Origin of the sequence: Streptomyces griseorubiginosus (genome assembly GCF_036345115.1) — a bacterium.
Taxonomy (GTDB): Bacteria; Actinomycetota; Actinomycetes; order Streptomycetales; family Streptomycetaceae; genus Streptomyces; species Streptomyces griseorubiginosus_C.
The window spans coordinates 1,927,208-1,943,553 of record NZ_CP107766.1; the positions used below are offsets into that span (position 1 = coordinate 1,927,208).

The window sequence follows — 16,346 nt, forward strand, 5'->3', positions numbered from 1 at the left end:
TCAGACCTCCTGGGATTGCCGGGCGGCCGCGAGGCGGACCGCGTCCATGATCTTCTCGTAGCCCGTGCAACGGCACAGGTTGCCCGACAGCGCCTCGCGGATGTCCGCGTCGCTCGGGTTGGGGTTGCGCTCCAGCATCTCGTCGGCGGCGACCAGCAGCCCCGGCGTGCAGAAGCCGCACTGGACGGCGCCGGCGTCGATGAACGCCTGCTGGATCGGGGAGAGTTCGATGCCCTCACCGGTCTGGGAGTCCTGCCCCTGGCCGGCGTGCTGTCCGCAGGAGCGCTGCTTGGCGTAGTCCGCGAGCCCTTCCACGGTCACCACCTCACGCCCCTCGACCTGCCCGGCGGCGACGAGGCACGAGCACACCGGAACGCCGTCCAGCCGGACCGTGCACGACCCGCACTCACCCTGCTCACAGGCGTTCTTGGAACCCGGCAGCCCGAGCCGCTCCCGCAGCACGTACAGAAGGGACTCGCCCTCCCAGACGTCGTCGGCTTCCTGCGGACGGCCGTTGACAGTGAAGTTGACGCGCATTACGCAGCTCCCTCCGTGGCGCGGCGGGTACCGCGGTACGACTCCCAGGTCCAGGTCAGCGTGCGGCGGGCCATGATGCCGACCGCGTGGCGGCGGTAGCTCGCCGTGCCCCGGACGTCGTCGATCGGGTTGCAGGAGGCGGCGCACAGGTCCGCGAACCGCTTGGCGAGCGACGGGGTGATGATCTTGCCGTTGTCCCAGAACCCGCCCTCCTCCAGGGCCGCGTTCAGGAACTCCTCGGCGGCCTTGGCCCGCACGGGCGTGGGGGCGGCCGACCCGATCCCGGTCCGCACGGTGCGCGTCTCGGGGTGCAGGGCGAGCCCGAACGCGCACACCGCGATGACCATGGCGTTCCTGGTGCCCACCTTGCTGTACTGCTGGGGCCCGTCGGCCTTCTTCACATGAACGGCCCGGATGAGCTCGTCGGCGGCCAGCGCGTTGCGCTTCACGCCGGTGTAGAACTCGTCGATCGGGATGAGCCGCGATCCCCGTACGGACTCCACCTCGACCTGGGCGCCGGCCGCGAGCAGGGCGGGGTGGGCGTCACCGGCCGGGGAGGCGGTGCCGAGGTTGCCTCCGACGCCGCCGCGGTTGCGGATCTGCGGGGAGGCCACGGTGTGCGAGGCGAGGGCCAGGCCCGGGAGCTCGCCGCGCAGGTGCTCCATGATGTGCGTGTACGGCACGGAGGCGCCCAGCCGCACGGAGTCCTCCCCGACCTCCCATTCGGTCAGCTCGGTGACCCGGTTCAGGTCGAGCAGGTACTCGGGCCGCCGGTGGTCGAAGTTGATCTCGACCATCACGTCGGTGCCGCCCGCGATGGGCACAGCGGTGGGGTGCTCGGCCTTCGCGGCGAGCGCCTCCTCCCAGCTGGCGGGGCGAAGGAAGTCCATGACCGGCTCTCTTCTTCGTCTCGTGATCGTACGGATCGAGCCAGATCGTGTGCGGCGGGCCCGGCTCGTTCATGTGCTGTTTACGTGGAGTGGAGCCAGTACACAGCGCGGTACTCCGACCGGGTCAGTCACGGAAACCATGAAGGAGTTGGCTGGTCGGGGCCCTCATCTTGTAGATTCGTATGAACGGAGGTCCTCGGTAACCTCTGCGTTTTGCTGCGGAAACGTGCGGCACAGCCCGCGTGACCTGGGACACAGCCCCGGAGGCGGCAGAAGCCGCTCCCCGCTCCACCGGACCCCTCCCCCATCGTAGATTTCGAGACAAAGAACGGCGGCGACGAGAATGCGGCTGCGCGCACTGCTGGACACCGACGCGCTGGGCCTGCGGCTGCTCGGTGGCGAGGGCGAACTGGATCGCACCGTGCGCGGGGTGATGACCACCGACCTGCGCGACCCGAGCCGCTACCTCTCGGGTGGTGAGCTGGTCCTGACCGGCCTCGCCTGGCGCCGGGACGCCGCCGACTCGGAGCCTTTCGTACGACTCCTCGTACAGGCCGGGGTCGTCGCGCTGGCGGCCGGCGAGGCGGAGCTGGGCAACGTCCCGGAGGACCTGGTCGTGGCCTGCGCCCGGCACCGCCTCCCGCTCTTCGCCGTGCACGAGTCGGTGGCGTTCGCGACGATCACCGAGCATGTCGTACGGCAGGTGTCGGGTGAACGCGCGGGCGACCTGGCGGCCGTGGTGGACCGCCACCGCCGCATGATGACGTCCGGTCCCGCGGGCGGCGGCCCGGACGTGGTCCTCGACCTCCTCGGCTCCGACCTGGACCTGCGCGCCTGGGTCCTGTCCCCCACCGGCCGCCTGATCGCGGGCCCGAAGACGGCGGGCCCCGGCCTGCCCGCGGACACCTGCGCGAAGCTCGCGGCGGAACACCTGGCCGCGGTCCGCACCGGCCGCCGCGGCCCGCACCGGGTCACGCTCGGCTCGTCGGTGTACTCCCTCTTCCCGGTCCGCAGCTCGGGCCGCTCCCCGCAGGCCTCCAGGGACGTACGCGAGACGGTCCTGTCCGACTGGCTGCTGGCGGTGGAGGCGGACGCGGGCGACTGGCCCGAGGAGCGCCTGGACCTCCTCCAGGGCGTCACCCAGCTGATCGCGGTGGAGCGCGACCGCAGGGACGCGGCCCGCACGGTCCGCCGCCGGCTCGCCCAGGAGGTCCTGGAGCTGGTCCAGACGGGCGCCGCCCCGGCGGAGATCGCCGCCCGCCTCCGGGTGGCCGCCCCGGTCCTCCTGCCCGGTCTCGGAGCGGCCCCCCACTGGCAGGTGGTCGTGGCGCGGGTCGAGTGGCAGGACACCGACCTGGAGGGCGGCCCGGTGGCCCAGTCCCTGCTGGAGGAGATCCTGGTGGACCCCTCGGCCATGGGCCCCGAACCCTCGGACCGCATCGCGGTGGCCCACACCGGCGACGAGGCGATCGCCCTGGTCCCCCTGCCCGCGGTCTCCGCCGAGCACGACGGCACGGAGACCGGCATCCTGGCGGACGCCCTCCTGGACTCCGTCCGGGACCCGCTCTCCTCCGGCCTGGACGACGACGGCAGGGTCACCCTGGGCGTCAGCGCGGCGGTCCACTCGGCGGAGGGCCTGCGCGGCGCCCTGGAGGAGGCGCGGCACGCCCGCAGAGTGGCCGCGGCCCGCCCCGGCCGGGTCTGCGCGGCCGGCCACCAGGAACTGGCCTCCCACGTCCTCCTGCTGCCCTTCGTCCCCGACGACGTGCGCCGCGCCTTCACGGCCCGCCTCCTCGACCCGCTGCGCGACTACGACCGCCGCCACCGGGCCGAACTCATCCCGACCCTGGAGGCCTTCCTGGACTGCGACGGCTCCTGGACCCGCTGCGCGACCCGCCTCCACCTGCACGTCAACACGCTGCGCTACCGCGTCGGCCGGATCGAGCAGTTGACGAGCCGTGACCTCTCCCGCCTCGAGGACAAGCTGGATTTCTTCCTGGCACTGCGGATGAGCTGAGACCTGGGAGCCCCCGGACTCCCACGACTTTGTGAATTCCTTCACCCACCCCCTTGGCCGGGCCCGCGGATTCATGCTGAACTGCGCCCACCACTCATAGCTCGATGGCGCGCTCGGGGAGGGCAACGTGGCGCATACCGCCATGTCTGGTAACGGAACGACCGCCGGTGACGATCCACTCCAGACCGCGGTATGGCGGCTGCGCTCAAGGGCCTGCTGGGCCGACGCGGCCGCCCTGCTCCAGCCGGTCACCGCGCAGGCGGCCCTCCAACGGACAGCACTGCTGGTGGAACGCTGCCTGTACACCGAGCAGGGCTGGGCGGAGGCGGAAGACGCGTTGCGCACGGCCGAGGCCCTGGCCCACAGCGACGACGAGCGGGGCGCGGCCGCTTGTGAACGGGGTCACCTTGCCTACGCCGCGACGCTGCACGGGGTCCGTGACCGCGCGGACGAGGCGAGGGCGGCGCTGGGCCGGGCCGCCGCGCTGATCGCCCCGGGCGCGGAGGGACGGGCCCTCCTCGACTTCCGCCGGGGCCTCCTCGCGGAGAACCTCGCGCACTCCCCCCAGTCGGCCCGAGCGGCCTACCGCCGCGCCCACGCCGGCGCGACGGCCCAGTCGGACCCGCTCCTGCTGTCCTGCACGTGGCGCCACCTCGCCGGACTGGCCCTCCGCGACGGCGAGTTGGCCGAGGCCCGCCACGGCTTCGCCGAATCCCTGCGGATCCGAGAGGAACTGGGCTACCTGGTCGGCACGGCCCCCGCGTTGGCCTCCCTGGCAGACGCGGAGGTCGAACCAGAGGCAACCCGCCTCCGCGAGGAGGCCCGCCGGCTGTACCGGTTGCTGGGCGGCGTACCGACCTGGCTCTCCCACCAGTTGGCTCCGCCGGCTGCGACGGCGTGAGGGTGCGAGTGAGCGGGGGCGTCGCCTAAGAGGGTGCCGGGTTCGGTTGTCGGGCGGGTGCGGGTGCGTTGTGGCTTGTCGCGCAGTTCCCCGCGCCCCCGCTGCGCTGGGCTTGGGCCGGGCGCCTACTGGGGTGCCGGGTTCGGTTGTCGGGCGGGTGCGGGTGCGTCGTGGCTGGTCGCGCAGTTCCCCGCGCCCCTAGGGGGTTGCAGTTGGCCTGCGCCATGACGGGGCCGTCAGCCGCTGGCGCCCGCCCCCCACGGACCGTTAGCCGTCCGCGTCCGCCCCCACCGGCCGGCGGCCGCCGACGGCGTGAAGGGGACGGGGTGGGGGGTGTCCGCCCGCAGCGGCCGGCGTCCGGAACCGGGCGACTGCTCAAGGGACCGAGCCGCCGGACCGAGGACGGATACCCCCCACCCCGGCACCGACCCACCCACCGGACCGCACGCGCTACACCAGCCCCCACCGGACAGCAAGAGGCCGCCGCAGGCATCCAGGGGCGCGGGGAACTGCGCAAAAACGCCCGCCCCCACCCACCCCGCAGACAACCACCTCACCGCCCCCCGAAATGCCCCCCGACCAACCCCCGCACCCCATCCACGTCCCGAGCAATCAACGCATCCAGCAACGCGACATGCTCCGCCGCATCCGCAAGAAGATCCACCCGCCCCCGCGACGAACCCCCACCCACCAACGGCCACTGCGACCGCCGATGCAAGTCCTCCGCGATCTGCACCAACTGCTCGTTCCCCGACAGCCCCAACACCCCCCGGTGAAACGCCCGATCGGTCTCCGCATACGTCGCCCGGCACCCCGACGCCGCCGCCCGCACCGTCGCCTCCGCCAGCGGCCGCAGCTCCGCCCACCGCTCCACCGACACGGTCCGCGCCAACCGCACCATCACCGGCACCTCGATCAGCGCCCGCACCTCGGCCAGCTCCGCCAGCTCCCGGGCTCCCCGCTCCACCACCCGGAACCCCCGGTTGGGAACGACCTCGACGGCCCCCTCCAGCGCGAGCTGCTGCATGGCCTCCCGCACCGGCGTCGCGGACACCCCGAAACGCTCCCCCAGCGCGGGCGCCGAGTACACGTCCCCGGGGCGCAACTCCCCCGCCACCAGAGCCTTCCGCAGGGCGTCGAGGATCTGCCCCCGCACGGACGCCCGCTGCACGACCGGCCGCGGGATCGGCACCTCGCCGTGCGTGTGCTCACCCCGCACCCCGAAGGCGGCCTCGTCCCGGGACCGGGGTCCATCGGACGACGCCCGCGTCTGCGGCGGCACCCGAGCCTCCCCCACAGCCTGGTCCACGTCCCGCCCCACACCCTTCACGGGCCCTCCTCCGGACGTGTCAGTACTTGGGGTCATTACGACGGGTTGTTACTCACCCGTCAAGCACCTTAGGCGCAGAACGCCTCAGTTCAAATCCCTGATCGATTGGTAAGGTAAGCCTTACCTCTACACGGCAGCCCATCGGACGACCCCACCCCAGACGACCGCGAACGCGAACCGGAGGCCCCGCATGCCCACACCGCTGCCCGCCCCCCGCCAGGCCGTCGTTTCGGCCGTGACCGCCTCCTACGCCCGCCTGACCGAGGCCCTCCCGACCCTCACCGTGACCGAGCTGCCGCCCCACACCCCCCTCCCCGCCACCGACGGCTGGATCCGCGCCGCGGACCTCGCGGGGAGCCCCACCGCTCTGGACGCCTTCCTCGCCTGGGACGACGAGCAGGTTCTCAGGGACCACCGGCAGCAGGGCCGCCCGGACGTGATCGCCGGCTTCGGTCTGCACCGCTACGCCTGGCCGGCCGCCCTCCTCTTCACCGCGCCCTGGTTCCTGCACCGCAGGGTCCCCCGCTACCCCGTGACCCACGTCTCGTACGACCGCACCCGGGGCCCGATGGCCCTCGCGGTCCACCCGGGCGCCTTCGCCTGCCTGCCCGACGACCCCGCGGCCGCGCTCCCGGGCGCGCACACGGTCCCCGACGAGGAGTCCCTGCGCGCCGAACTGCGGGACGCGATCGCCGAGCACATGGCACCGCTGCTCACCGCCTTCGGCCCCCGCATGCGCCGTCGAGGCAGGGCCCTGTGGGGCATGGTGACCGACGAGATCGTCGAGGGGATCTGGTACGTCGCCGAACTCCTCGGCGAGAGCGAGAAGCGCCGGGCCGAGCGCGAGCTCGAACAGCTCCTGCCCGGTACCGCCAAGCCGTACGTCGGCTCCCCGGCCTTCCGGGTGCTCGCCGGCCCGGACGGCGCGGCCCTGCCCACCCGGGACCGGGTGAGCTGCTGCATGTACTACACGCTGGCCCCGGACGACACCTGCGTCACCTGCCCGCGCACCTGTGACACGGACCGGATCGCCAAGCTCACCGTGGCCGCCGCGAGTTGAGGCCCCCTCAGGGAGACCCCCGGCGCGGACCCCGCCGACCCGTCCCGTAAGATCAACGCCGACTGAGACGCCCGTTCGGTTACAGGCAATTCACAACTTCCTCACTCGACGCAGGAACTTTCCGTGGAACCACCCGTACGGGTAGTCTTATTCGAACTCAACTCCCGCCCCTCAAGCGGCAGTTCGAGCAAAACGCTGCCCTGGGCAATTCCCTTGCACTTCCTTGGCGGCCTCTTGCCCCGAAACCCCCTGAGGGCCGGTGGGAGTGGGCCACTATGGCGGGCGTTACGCCCTATCCCAATGCAAGGGACCCCAGATGAGACTGACCGACATATCGCTGAACTGGCTGCTTCCGGGCGCCGTACTGCTCCTGGGCATGCTGGCGGCGGTGGCGGTGCTCGCGCGGAGCAAGCGGTCCGGCGGGGAGCACGCGAAAGACGACTCGTGGGAGCGGAGCGAGGAGCGCCGTAGGCGCAAGGAGGCCATATATGGCACCGCCTCCTATGTCCTTCTGTTCTGCTGTGCGGCGGTCGCCGCGGCTCTCTCCTTCAAGGGCCTGGTCGGCTTCGGCGAGCAGAACCTGGGCCTGACCAACGGCTGGCAGTACCTGGTGCCGTTCGGACTGGACGGCGCGGCGATGTTCTGCTCCGTGCTCGCCGTGCGCGAGGCCAGTCACGGTGACGCGGCCCTCGGCTCCCGGATACTGGTGTGGACGTTCGCGGGCGCGGCGGCCTGGTTCAACTGGGTGCACGCACCGCGCGGCTTCGGCCACGACGGCGCCCCCCAGTTCTTCTCCGGCATGTCCCTCTCGGCGGCCGTGCTGTTCGACCGCGCGCTGAAGCAGACCCGCCGCGCCGCGCTCCGCGAGCAGGGCCTGGTGCCCCGGCCGCTGCCACAGATCCGCGTGGTGCGCTGGCTGAGGGCGCCCCGCGAGACGTACAAGGCCTGGTCGCTGATGCTCCTCGAGAACGTCCGCAGCCTCGACGAGGCGGTCGACGAGGTCCGCGAGGACCAGCGCCAGAAGGAAGCGGCCCGCATACGGCGCCGGGACCAGCAGCGCGTCGAGCGGGCGCAGCTCAAGGCCATCAGCCGCGGCCACCGCGGGTTCGTCGGCCGGGGTCGTCAGCTGGAGCAGCCGCCGCAGGCCGCGGCTCTGGAGCGCGCCACCGCGGAGCCTGCCATATCGACGCCGGAGCCCCAGCCGCTGCCCGTACGGCAGCGTCCTTCGCTCCAGCCCGTTCGCCATGGGGCTGACTCCTCCGTCGACCTCACCGCGGAGGACGACACAATGGCGCTGCCGCGTCTCGACTCGCTGGAGCGCAAGCTCAAGGATCTTGAGCAGCAGTTCGGCTAGACAGCAGGCCGGCTGAACAGCCGAGGCATCATGGGAAGGGGGCGTGACCGACGCGGTCACGCCCCCTTCCCGTTCCCGTCTTTCACGCCGCTCCGGCGTCCAGTTCGAACCAGACGGCCTTGCCCACCCCGTGAGCCCGTACGCCCCAGGCGTCCGCGAGGGACTGCACCAGGACCAGGCCCCGGCCGTGCGTACCCTCGCCCGCTTCGGGTACGCGCATCCTGGGACGGTGGGCGACGAAGTCCCGTACCTCCACCCGCAGGGCCCGCGGCCCCACGGTGGCCGTGACGACCGCGTCGCGATCGGTGTGGACGAGTGCGTTGGTGACGAGTTCGCTGGTGAGCAGTTCGGCTATCTCCGATCGTCCGGGCCTGCCCCACTGCCGTAACAGCTCGCGCAGGGCCCTGCGTGTCTCCGGTACGGCCCCCAGGTCGGCCCGCTCCAGTCTCCGCCGGAGCTGTGGCGACCGCGCCTGCTCCGGGGTGCCGTCGGTCTTCTCCTCCATGGTCTGTGCCGAGAAGGCCCCTGCTGCCGTGGGACCGCCTCCTCGTGCCTGCCTCTTCATGACCCCCGCCCGCGTGCCGATGTCGGTTCCCCTCCTGCTCGAACACGTTCACGGGGATCCATGCCCGATAGTTCAGGCGGCAGTCATGTCGAATCATCAACGACCAGGTGTTCGGCCACGGTTACGGAGGCGGCCCGCGGAGCTGCGGATTCCCGGACAACGGCTTCCCGACCGCCGTCCACGACGATCGGCCCCGCCCGATCCGCGCCCCGACGGTGGGGCCTGCGCGCCGCCCGGCGGTCGGCGCCGGTGCCACTGGTTCCACCGTGTGGCATGTGCCCGGCGGGCCGATACCGGCGCTCCGGCCCGCAGAGCCGCGCGGCACGCCCTTTCCACCCCCGGTCACGCGGCAAAGCCCCTGCTCGGAGCGTCGGCCGAGGGACGTCGCACACGGACCCGGGGAACGCGCGGGTCGCCGGTACGGCCCGGAACCACGAGTGCGCCCTCAGCACTCACGGGTCGGGGGACTGTCGTACGACATCTCGCACACCCCCCGTGACGGCGTACGCCTCCGCCGCCGGTACCCGAGGATCGGGGCCCGGCGAGCGGAGGTGCGCCGGTTCATCCGGCCCGGCGACGACGGCCGGCCCCGCGCTGTCGCACGGCTTTCGGCCCACGCGGCCCCGGGACACCGGGACCACCGGGCCTGGGCCGATCCGCCCATGCCCCGCTGCTGTCCCCGGCGTAGCCGACGAAGAGCTGTGACAGCCGGGAAACTGGCCGGAATGTGCTGTCACTTGCCCCCGATGCCCTTGGTGCCGATGTGGAAGATCTTGTGGCTGCCGCGGGTCATGTCGACGACCAGCGTGCTGGTCTGACCGGCGCTCCAGGTGAGGGTGACGACGGCCTCGGTGTACTCCGCGGTTCCGTTGTCGGTGACCTTCCAGGAGAGCGGGACGTTCTGGGCGCGCAGGACACCGTCGGCGTGCTCCTTCTCCTCCCAGGCGTCCAGTTGCTTCCGGAAGGCGGGCGTGAGGTAGTGGGCGCGCAGGGCGTCCCGGAGTTCACCGCTGCCCTCGTCGGTCACCGCGTCGATGTAGGTGCCGTAGAAGTCGGCGATGCGGGTGATGTTGTCGGACGGCTTCCCGCTGACGCTGCGCGGCGCCCCGGCGGAGGCCTGGGCGGTGGCGCCGAGGCCGAGGGCCAGGGCGAGGCCCACCGCCAGGCTGGTGCGGCGGGTCGTCTTGCTGCTGGTCATGTCTGTTCCCCGTTTTCCGGTGCTGAGCTGAGAGCTGTGCTGTGGTCCGGTGCGGGGCCGCCCGCCCGACCCCCGTGCGGGAGGGCGGCCCCGCCGGTCAGTGGAGCTTGTCGACCGCGGTGACGGTCGTCTTCTTGAAGGCCTTCACCGGGGCGTCGGCGAGGCGGCCCATCTGGCCCCAGTCGACGACGGTCACGGTCCGGCCGTCCCGTCCGACCGACATGAGGTTGACGTCGAGCGCGCCGAAGGAGGTCTCGCTCTGCACGCCGTACACATGGGCGCCCTCCTCGACGGACAGCTTCCCGTAGTCCTTGCCGCCGGCCTTCGTCCCCGGGTCGGCCTGCTCGATCCGGGTCGCGCAGGTCTTGAAGTCCCGGTTCAGCCGGGAGACGAGGCTCTTGGCCGAGGCGGTGTCGCGCAGGACGACGGTGACCTGGCGGGCGCCGGTCTCCAGCTCGGTGCGGAAGTCCCGGTTCCAGGCGGCGGAGTGGGCCGGTACGGCCGTCTTCGCGCAGACGCCGAGCCCCTGCTCGCCCGCCCCGCGGGTGACCTTGCCGGCCGTCCACGGGGAACTCGGGTGCGGCGGGAGGTCGGCGGCCGCGAGGAAGCCGGGCGCCTTGGGCGCGGCCTCCGCCGGGGTGGCGAGCGTCGCGCCGAGGGCGAGACCGGTGACGGCGAGAGCGGCGAGAGCGCCGACTCGGGTGCGCATGAACATGGGTGTCCCCCGTGATGAGTGCGTGATGGAATGACGCCCGCCGCCGGTGGTCGGTCCGGCCCTGGTCGGTGCGACACCAAGAGCATCGGCTGTCACAGGAGGTCAGCGCAACGACTGACGGCCTTTTCGGTGTGGTGGAACCATCCCAGCCCGTCTGACGTGCAGGTATATGGTGAGCCTGGGATACCGGATCAGGGGGGAATCGTTGTCCGCACCGCAGCCACAGGACGAGGTCCAGGAGTTCGCGGCCCTGCTGCGGCGACTGAAGGAGCGGACGGACCGCAGTTACGGTCAGCTGGCCCGACGCCTGAACATGAACACCTCGACCCTGCACCGCTACTGCGCGGGCGACGCGGTACCCGTCGACTTCGCACCGGTGGAACGCTTCGCCGCGCTGTGCGGGGCCTCGGCCGAGGAGCGGATGGATCTGCACCGGCTGTGGCTGTCGGCGGTGGCGGCGAGGCAGCGGCCGCGGGCGAGCGAGGCCACAGCGGTAGCGGTAGCGGTGGCGGAGTTCGAGACGGGTGAGGGCGCCGATCCAGCGGCCCCGGCCCCCAGCGCGAGTACGCCTGCCGACGCGGCGGAGCCGGCCGTCGGTGACACGGCGGGCGAGGACACGGACGGCGGCCTGCTCTCGGGTCCCGGTGTTCCCCCGCCCCGTCCCTGGTACCGCCGGCGGCGCGTCGGCGTCACCGCGGCCGCCGCCATGGCGCTGCTCGCCACGCTGGGCAGTCTGTCGGCGCTGCCCTCGGGACGTTCCGGGTCGGACACGGTCGCCCAGGCGCCGGACCCGTCCTCCCGGACCTCGGCGTCGAGCACACCCGACCGCTCCCCGTCCAAGTCACCGAGTCCCTCCACCACGTCCGGCTCCCCGACCCCCAAGGGCAACGGCAGGAGCCCTTCCGCGTCGGCGCCGGGCGGGAGTACGGCCGCCAAGGGCACCGGCAAGGCCGGGAAGCAGGGCACCGCGACCGGCACCCCGCTCACCTGGACCGCCAACTCCCACGTCTGGTTCGCGGGCTGCGGCCACGACTACGTCATCGACAAGCCCCCGGCCGAGGTCCCGCCGCCTCCGGTCTCGCAGGACGCGGCACCGTGGGCGGCGACCCAGGGCGCGATCCACGGCCGGCAAACGATGGTGCAGATCTCGGTGCAGGGCCGCAGCTCCACGGCGGTCGTCCTGGAGGACCTCCGCGTCCGGGTCGTCTCCCGCGGGGCCCCGGCCCAGGGCAACTCGTACGCCATGGACCAGGGGTGCGGCGGCGCGCTCACCCCGCGCTACTTCTCCGTCGACCTCGACAAGGACCGCCCGATCGCCCGGTCGATGTCCGGCGACGACGGCGAGAACGTCATCCCGGCCGTCAAGATGCCCTACCGGGTCTCCGCGACCGACCCGGAGATCCTGCTGGTGACCGCGGAGACCGTCACCTGCGACTGCGCTTGGTACCTCGAACTGGACTGGTCCTCCCAGGGCCGCACCGGCACCGTCCGCGTCGACGACCGGGGCAAGCCGTTCCGCACGACAGGCATCAAGGGCCTGCCCCGCTACTGGTACGGCACGAACACCGCCGGCCAACGGGCCTGGGTGGACTACGACAGCTAGGGCCGGGGCACGTTGCGGAGGTTGGAGCGGGCCATCTGGAGCATGCGGCCCACTCCGCCGTCCAGGACGATCTTCGAGGCGGACAGGGCGAAGCCGGTGACCATCTCGGCGCTGATCTTCGGCGGGATGGACAGCGCGTTGGGGTCGGTGACGATGTCGACGAGGGCCGGACCCTTGTGCTTGAACGCCGCCTTCAGTGCCCCGGCGAGATCCTTGGGCTTCTCGACGCGCTCGCCGTAGGCACCGCAGGCGCGGGCCACGGCGGCGAAGTCGGGGTTCTTGTTGGTGGTGCCGTAGGAGGGCAGCCCCGCGACCAGCATCTCCAACTCGACCATGCCGAGCGAGGAGTTGTTGAAGAGGACGACCTTCACGGGGAGGTCGTACTGCACGAGGGTCAGGAAGTCGCCCATCAGCATGGAGAACCCGCCGTCGCCGGACATCGACACGACCTGCCGCCCGCGGTCGGTGAACTGCGCCCCGATCGCCATCGGCAGCGCGTTCGCCATCGACCCGTGGGAGAACGAACCGATCACGCGGCGGCGGCCGTTGGGCGTGATGTACCGCGCTGCCCACACATTGCACATACCGGTGTCGACGGTGAACACCGCGTCGTCGGAGGCGAGTTCGTCGAGCACCGAGGCCACGTACTCGGGATGGATCGGGACGTGCTTCTCGACCTTGCGCGTGTACGCCTTCACGACCCCTTCGAGCGCGTCGGCGTGCTTCTTGAGCATCTTGTCGAGGAAGCGCCGGTTGGTCTTCTCCTTCACCCGGGGCGTCAGGCACCGCAGGGTCTCCTTCACGTCGCCCCACACCGCGAGGTCCAACTTGGAGCGGCGGCCGAGGTGTTCGGGCCGTACGTCGACCTGCGCGATCTGGACGTCGTCGGGGAGGAAGGCGTTGTACGGGAAGTCGGTGCCGAGCAGGATCAGCAGGTCGCACTCGTGGGTGGCCTCGTACGCGGCGCCGTAGCCGAGGAGGCCGCTCATGCCGACGTCGAAGGGGTTGTCGTACTGGATCCACTCCTTGCCCCGCAGCGCGTGTCCCACCGGCGACTTGACCTTCTCCGCGAACTCCATGACCTCGGCGTGCGCGCCCGCGGTGCCGCTGCCGCAGAAGAGGGTGATCTTCTGGGCCTTGTCGATCATCTCGACGAGCTTGTCGATCTCGGCGTCGCCGGGGCGGACGGAGGGCCGCGAGGTGACGAGGGCGGTCTCGGCGGGCTTCTCGGGGGCGGGCTGGTCGGCGATGTCGCCGGGCAGGGAGACGACGCTGACGCCGGAGCGGCCGACGGCGTTCTGGATGGCGGTCTGGAGCAGCCGTGGCATCTGCTGGGGGCTGGAGATCAGCTCGCTGTAGTGGCTGCACTCCTGGAAGAGGCGGTCGGGGTGGGTCTCCTGGAAGTAGCCGAGGCCGATCTCGCTGGAGGGGATGTGCGAGGCGAGGGCGAGGACCGGGGCCATGGAGCGGTGGGCGTCGTAGAGGCCGTTGATGAGGTGCAGGTTGCCTGGCCCGCAGGAGCCGGCGCAGGCGGCGAGATTGCCGGTGATCTGCGCCTCGGCGCCCGCGGCGAAGGCGGCGGTCTCCTCGTGCCGTACGTGCACCCAGTCGATGGCCGCGTTGCGCCGTACGGCGTCCACGACCGGGTTGAGGCTGTCGCCGACGACGCCGTAGAGGCGCTTCACTCCGGCCTTGACGAGGATGTCCACGAACTGCTCGGCGACGTTCTGTTTGGCCATGGATCCATGCACCCCTTCGGTCTCCTTGGGTCCATCAATCCACACTGGCCGCGATCACGCCTCCCAAACCGCCGCGGCCGTACGGTCGTCGGCGTATCCCTTGACCCGGACTTGGGAGTCGGCGAGGAACGCGGCGAGGCCGGGCGGGGGTCCCGACCACCGTCCCGTGAGGTACTCGCACAGTTCGGGTTCGCCGCGCAGGGGTTCGGCGAGTCCGCCGGTGCACATCAGGAGGGTGTCACCCGGGCGGGCGACGGAGGCACGGAAGCGGAAGGGCGCGCGGGGCGGTTCCGGGGCGGGTTCGTAGGGGCTCGGGGGTGTGGGGATGCCGAGGTCCATGGTGAGGCGGTCGCCGTCGGGGGTCTCGGCGGGCAGCGAGCCGAAGCCGACGACGGGTTCGCCGGTGACGTCGGTGACCAGGGGTTCGATGTCGTGCCACTCGCCGTCGCGGAGCCGGAAGAGGCCGCCGTCGCCGACGCCGAAGAACACCCGGACCCGGCAGTCGGGGTCGGCGGGCAGCAGCAGACAGCGCAGGGTGGCCGCGTACTCCTCCGGGTCGATGCCCTGCTCTGCGGCGCTGGCCCGCAGCTTGCCGAGGCTGCGGTCGGTGAGGCGGTGCAGGCCGGACTTCAGGTCACCGCGTCTGGCGGCGCCGATGTCCTGGGCGAGCCGGGCGTGGCTGCGTCCCACGGCCCGTGCGATCCACTGACAGGCCTCGGCGGCGGCTCGGTGGGCACCGGGGGTGGCGCGGGCGCCGGTGGCCATGGCGACGAGGACCAGCGCCTGCTCGCCGGTCCCGAAACGGGCGGTGAGCAGCGAGTCCCTCCGCGGCTCCCCCCGGAACCGCGCGGAGTCCCCCCGCACGGACACCGCCCGCAACGTGCACGCCCCGTACCTGGCCCCGTCCAGCACGGTGTCCGCCACGAGATCGTCGAGCTCATCGGGGTCCGCGGGCGGGAGCGCGGTGGGCTCGGCGTCGTAGGTAGGAGGCCCGGACCCGACAAATCCGACGGGGGCGGGAGGGAGCGTGGGGAGATCCACTCGGGTGGCTGTGCGGAGGGGGTGGGGGTCGGGTGCGGCTGCGGGGCCGGGGGCTGAGGTCGGGTCGGGCGCGCTGTCGGGGGCGGCCGTGGGACGGGGAACGGATGCGGGGGTGGGGCCAGGCGCCGGATGGAAACTGGGGCCGCGGGTGGAGTCCGGCCGGTGGTCGGGGACGGCCGGGGGGCGGGGATCGGCCGCTGAGGTGGGGGCCGGTGCCGGGAGCGGGCCTGGTTCGGGATCGCGGTTGGCTTCGGTTTCGCCGGGCTGTGGGGAGGCGGACGCGCCAGGGTTCGCTTGGCGGTGCTGGGCGGGCGTCGGGTTGGGCTGGGTGGAGCCCGGGCCGGTGCGGGCGGTGGTGCCAGGGGGCTCCGGGGTGGGGGCGGTGGCCTCGGCGTCCTGGGATGCGGCGCCCACCTCGAAGCCCGGGGTCGGGGCGTCGGCCTTGGGAACCGGGGCGGCCCACCAGTCCCCTTCGACGTGGTGGGTGCTGCGTTCGTCGCGTCGGCCGGATGGGCTTCCGGGGCCGTGAGGGCCGGCCTGCACGGAGGTCTCTCGCGTGCCGCCCGCGGCCCCCTCGCGCAGCTCCGCACCGGCGCTCGGATCGACGTCGCCGAAGTCACCGGGGTTGCTGCGACCGATCCGGTCGTCACCCGGTGCGGCACCGCCCTCGTCCCGCGAACCCTCCCCGCCGGAACCGCCACCGGAGACGCCGTCGCCCTGGTCCTCGGATGCAAAGCGGCCGCCCCCCTGTGCGGAAGCGCCCACCCCACCCCAGCCCCCGTCCCCCGGTGGCGGAGGCGGTGTCGCCGGGCGTGGTGGGGCTGCGGGGGGTGGGGGTGCTGTCGTGGGTGGGCTGGGGGCGTCGGGGGGACGGCGGGACGCCGGGACGTTCGTGACGGGGGGTGTCTCCGTGGACGTGCGGGGGCCGGAGAGCGATGGGGGCGGGTCCGACGGGGCGCGCTCGTCGAAGCCGGGGGGTGTGGGGCCGGGTGGGAAGGCCACCGGGCCCTGCACGGGGTCGGACGGCGACTCCGAGGCGGCACGCTCGACGCCGGTGCCGGGCGGCACGTCCGTCGGCTCAGGAACCCGCCGCTCAGGAAAGCGCCGCTCAGAAACCCGCCGCTCAGGACCCCGCGGCGCCGGGACACCGGCAGTGGCCCGGCGGCTCGCCCCGCCGTCACCCCCGCCCTCGTCCTCCACCGCCCCCGCCGCCGAGGCGAAGCGGTCGTCCAGGGTGTCCGGGGCCGGTGTGGGACCCGTGTCGCCCGTGGAGTCGTACAGCTGCCCCCACCAGTCGTCCTCGTGACCCGTGGGCCTACCCCCCTGCTGGCTCATGCCCCCAATTGTCCACCGCGGGAGCCGTATGAAAACGGGGCATCCGCAAAAATGGGGCACG

Annotated in this window: 13 protein-coding genes; 5 read left to right on the forward strand and 8 right to left on the reverse strand. The window is 72.5% G+C overall.

Going from position 1 to position 16,346, the window contains the following annotated elements:
- Together OHN19_RS08810 and OHN19_RS08815 are read right to left on the reverse strand one after the other, a co-directional pair.
- A complete protein-coding gene (locus OHN19_RS08810) occupies positions 1-537 on the reverse strand; it encodes a (2Fe-2S)-binding protein (RefSeq protein WP_330263635.1) in 537 nt (178 codons plus the stop codon).
- The gene (locus tag OHN19_RS08815) at positions 537-1,427 is read right to left on the reverse strand and encodes a xanthine dehydrogenase family protein subunit M (RefSeq protein ID WP_330263636.1); all 891 of its coding nucleotides are present in this window, start codon (positions 1,425-1,427) and stop codon (positions 537-539) included. The genes OHN19_RS08810 and OHN19_RS08815 overlap by 1 nt, the downstream gene beginning before the upstream one ends.
- Positions 1,428-1,770: 343 nt before the next feature.
- Here OHN19_RS08815 and OHN19_RS08820 point away from each other — a divergent pair, with 343 nt between their 5' ends.
- The gene (locus tag OHN19_RS08820) at positions 1,771-3,444 is read left to right on the forward strand and encodes a PucR family transcriptional regulator (RefSeq protein WP_330263637.1); all 1,674 of its coding nucleotides are present in this window, start codon (positions 1,771-1,773) and stop codon (positions 3,442-3,444) included.
- Between the two features lie 127 nt (positions 3,445-3,571).
- Positions 3,572-4,345, forward strand: coding sequence for a hypothetical protein (locus tag OHN19_RS08825; protein WP_330263638.1), 774 nt, complete (start codon positions 3,572-3,574; stop codon positions 4,343-4,345).
- A 553-nt stretch (positions 4,346-4,898) separates the two neighbouring features.
- On the opposite strand, the gene OHN19_RS08830 is transcribed toward OHN19_RS08825, so the two are convergent.
- Positions 4,899-5,711, reverse strand: a complete 813-nt coding sequence (locus OHN19_RS08830) for a GntR family transcriptional regulator (protein WP_381302986.1) — start codon at positions 5,709-5,711, stop codon at positions 4,899-4,901.
- Between the two features lie 154 nt (positions 5,712-5,865).
- Between OHN19_RS08830 and OHN19_RS08835 the strand changes: the two genes are divergently transcribed.
- Together OHN19_RS08835 and OHN19_RS08840 are read left to right on the forward strand one after the other, a co-directional pair.
- On the forward strand, positions 5,866-6,735 hold the full coding sequence (locus OHN19_RS08835) for a (2Fe-2S)-binding protein (protein WP_330263640.1): 870 nt from the start codon (positions 5,866-5,868) through the stop codon (positions 6,733-6,735).
- Positions 6,736-7,051: 316 nt separating this feature from the next.
- Complete coding sequence (locus OHN19_RS08840; protein WP_123763864.1) at positions 7,052-8,089, forward strand: DUF2637 domain-containing protein; 1,038 nt, start codon at positions 7,052-7,054, stop codon at positions 8,087-8,089.
- A gap of 82 nt (positions 8,090-8,171) precedes the next feature.
- Here OHN19_RS08840 and OHN19_RS08845 read toward each other — a convergent pair whose 3' ends face one another.
- The 3 genes from OHN19_RS08845 to OHN19_RS08855 all read right to left on the reverse strand — a co-directional run bounded on the left by OHN19_RS08845 (position 8,172) and on the right by OHN19_RS08855 (position 10,567).
- Positions 8,172-8,594, reverse strand: coding sequence for an ATP-binding protein (locus tag OHN19_RS08845; RefSeq protein ID WP_330263641.1), 423 nt, complete (start codon positions 8,592-8,594; stop codon positions 8,172-8,174).
- A gap of 793 nt (positions 8,595-9,387) precedes the next feature.
- Entirely contained in the window at positions 9,388-9,852 is a 465-nt protein-coding gene (locus OHN19_RS08850; protein WP_330263642.1) for a hypothetical protein, read from the reverse strand.
- A gap of 97 nt (positions 9,853-9,949) precedes the next feature.
- Positions 9,950-10,567 carry a hypothetical protein gene (locus OHN19_RS08855; RefSeq protein ID WP_330263643.1) on the reverse strand — a complete coding sequence of 206 codons (618 nt, stop codon included), beginning with the start codon at positions 10,565-10,567 and terminating at the stop codon, positions 9,950-9,952.
- Positions 10,568-10,772: 205 nt separating this feature from the next.
- On the opposite strand from OHN19_RS08855, the gene OHN19_RS08860 reads away from it, so the two are divergent.
- Positions 10,773-12,170, forward strand: coding sequence for a helix-turn-helix transcriptional regulator (locus OHN19_RS08860; protein WP_330263644.1), 1,398 nt, complete (start codon positions 10,773-10,775; stop codon positions 12,168-12,170).
- Here OHN19_RS08860 and OHN19_RS08865 read toward each other — a convergent pair.
- Positions 12,167-13,909 carry a pyruvate dehydrogenase gene (locus OHN19_RS08865; protein WP_330263645.1) on the reverse strand — a complete coding sequence of 581 codons (1,743 nt, stop codon included), beginning with the start codon at positions 13,907-13,909 and terminating at the stop codon, positions 12,167-12,169. The two genes, OHN19_RS08860 and OHN19_RS08865, sit on opposite strands and share 4 nt — an antisense overlap.
- A 54-nt stretch (positions 13,910-13,963) precedes the next feature.
- The gene (locus tag OHN19_RS08870; protein ID WP_330263646.1) at positions 13,964-16,285 is read right to left on the reverse strand and encodes a protein phosphatase 2C domain-containing protein; all 2,322 of its coding nucleotides are present in this window, start codon (positions 16,283-16,285) and stop codon (positions 13,964-13,966) included.
- Between the last annotated feature and the right edge of the window lie 61 nt (positions 16,286-16,346).

Bases quoted from the DNA above. Each gene is read 5' to 3' on its own strand.
- OHN19_RS08810 (WP_330263635.1), bottom strand. From the start codon at position 537: ATGCGCGTCAACTTCACTGTCAACGGCCGTCCGCAGGAAGCCGACGAC.
- OHN19_RS08850 (WP_330263642.1), bottom strand. From the start codon at position 9,852: ATGACCAGCAGCAAGACGACCCGCCGCACCAGCCTGGCGGTGGGCCTC.
- OHN19_RS08815 (WP_330263636.1), bottom strand. From the start codon at position 1,427: ATGGACTTCCTTCGCCCCGCCAGCTGGGAGGAGGCGCTCGCCGCGAAG.
- OHN19_RS08855 (WP_330263643.1), bottom strand. From the start codon at position 10,567: ATGTTCATGCGCACCCGAGTCGGCGCTCTCGCCGCTCTCGCCGTCACC.
- OHN19_RS08870 (WP_330263646.1), bottom strand. From the start codon at position 16,285: ATGAGCCAGCAGGGGGGTAGGCCCACGGGTCACGAGGACGACTGGTGG.
- OHN19_RS08830 (WP_381302986.1), bottom strand. From the start codon at position 5,711: ATGACCCCAAGTACTGACACGTCCGGAGGAGGGCCCGTGAAGGGTGTG.
- OHN19_RS08840 (WP_123763864.1), top strand. From the start codon at position 7,052: ATGAGACTGACCGACATATCGCTGAACTGGCTGCTTCCGGGCGCCGTA.
- OHN19_RS08865 (WP_330263645.1), bottom strand. From the start codon at position 13,909: ATGGCCAAACAGAACGTCGCCGAGCAGTTCGTGGACATCCTCGTCAAG.
- OHN19_RS08835 (WP_330263640.1), top strand. From the start codon at position 5,866: ATGCCCACACCGCTGCCCGCCCCCCGCCAGGCCGTCGTTTCGGCCGTG.
- OHN19_RS08845 (WP_330263641.1), bottom strand. From the start codon at position 8,594: ATGGAGGAGAAGACCGACGGCACCCCGGAGCAGGCGCGGTCGCCACAG.
- OHN19_RS08820 (WP_330263637.1), top strand. From the start codon at position 1,771: ATGCGGCTGCGCGCACTGCTGGACACCGACGCGCTGGGCCTGCGGCTG.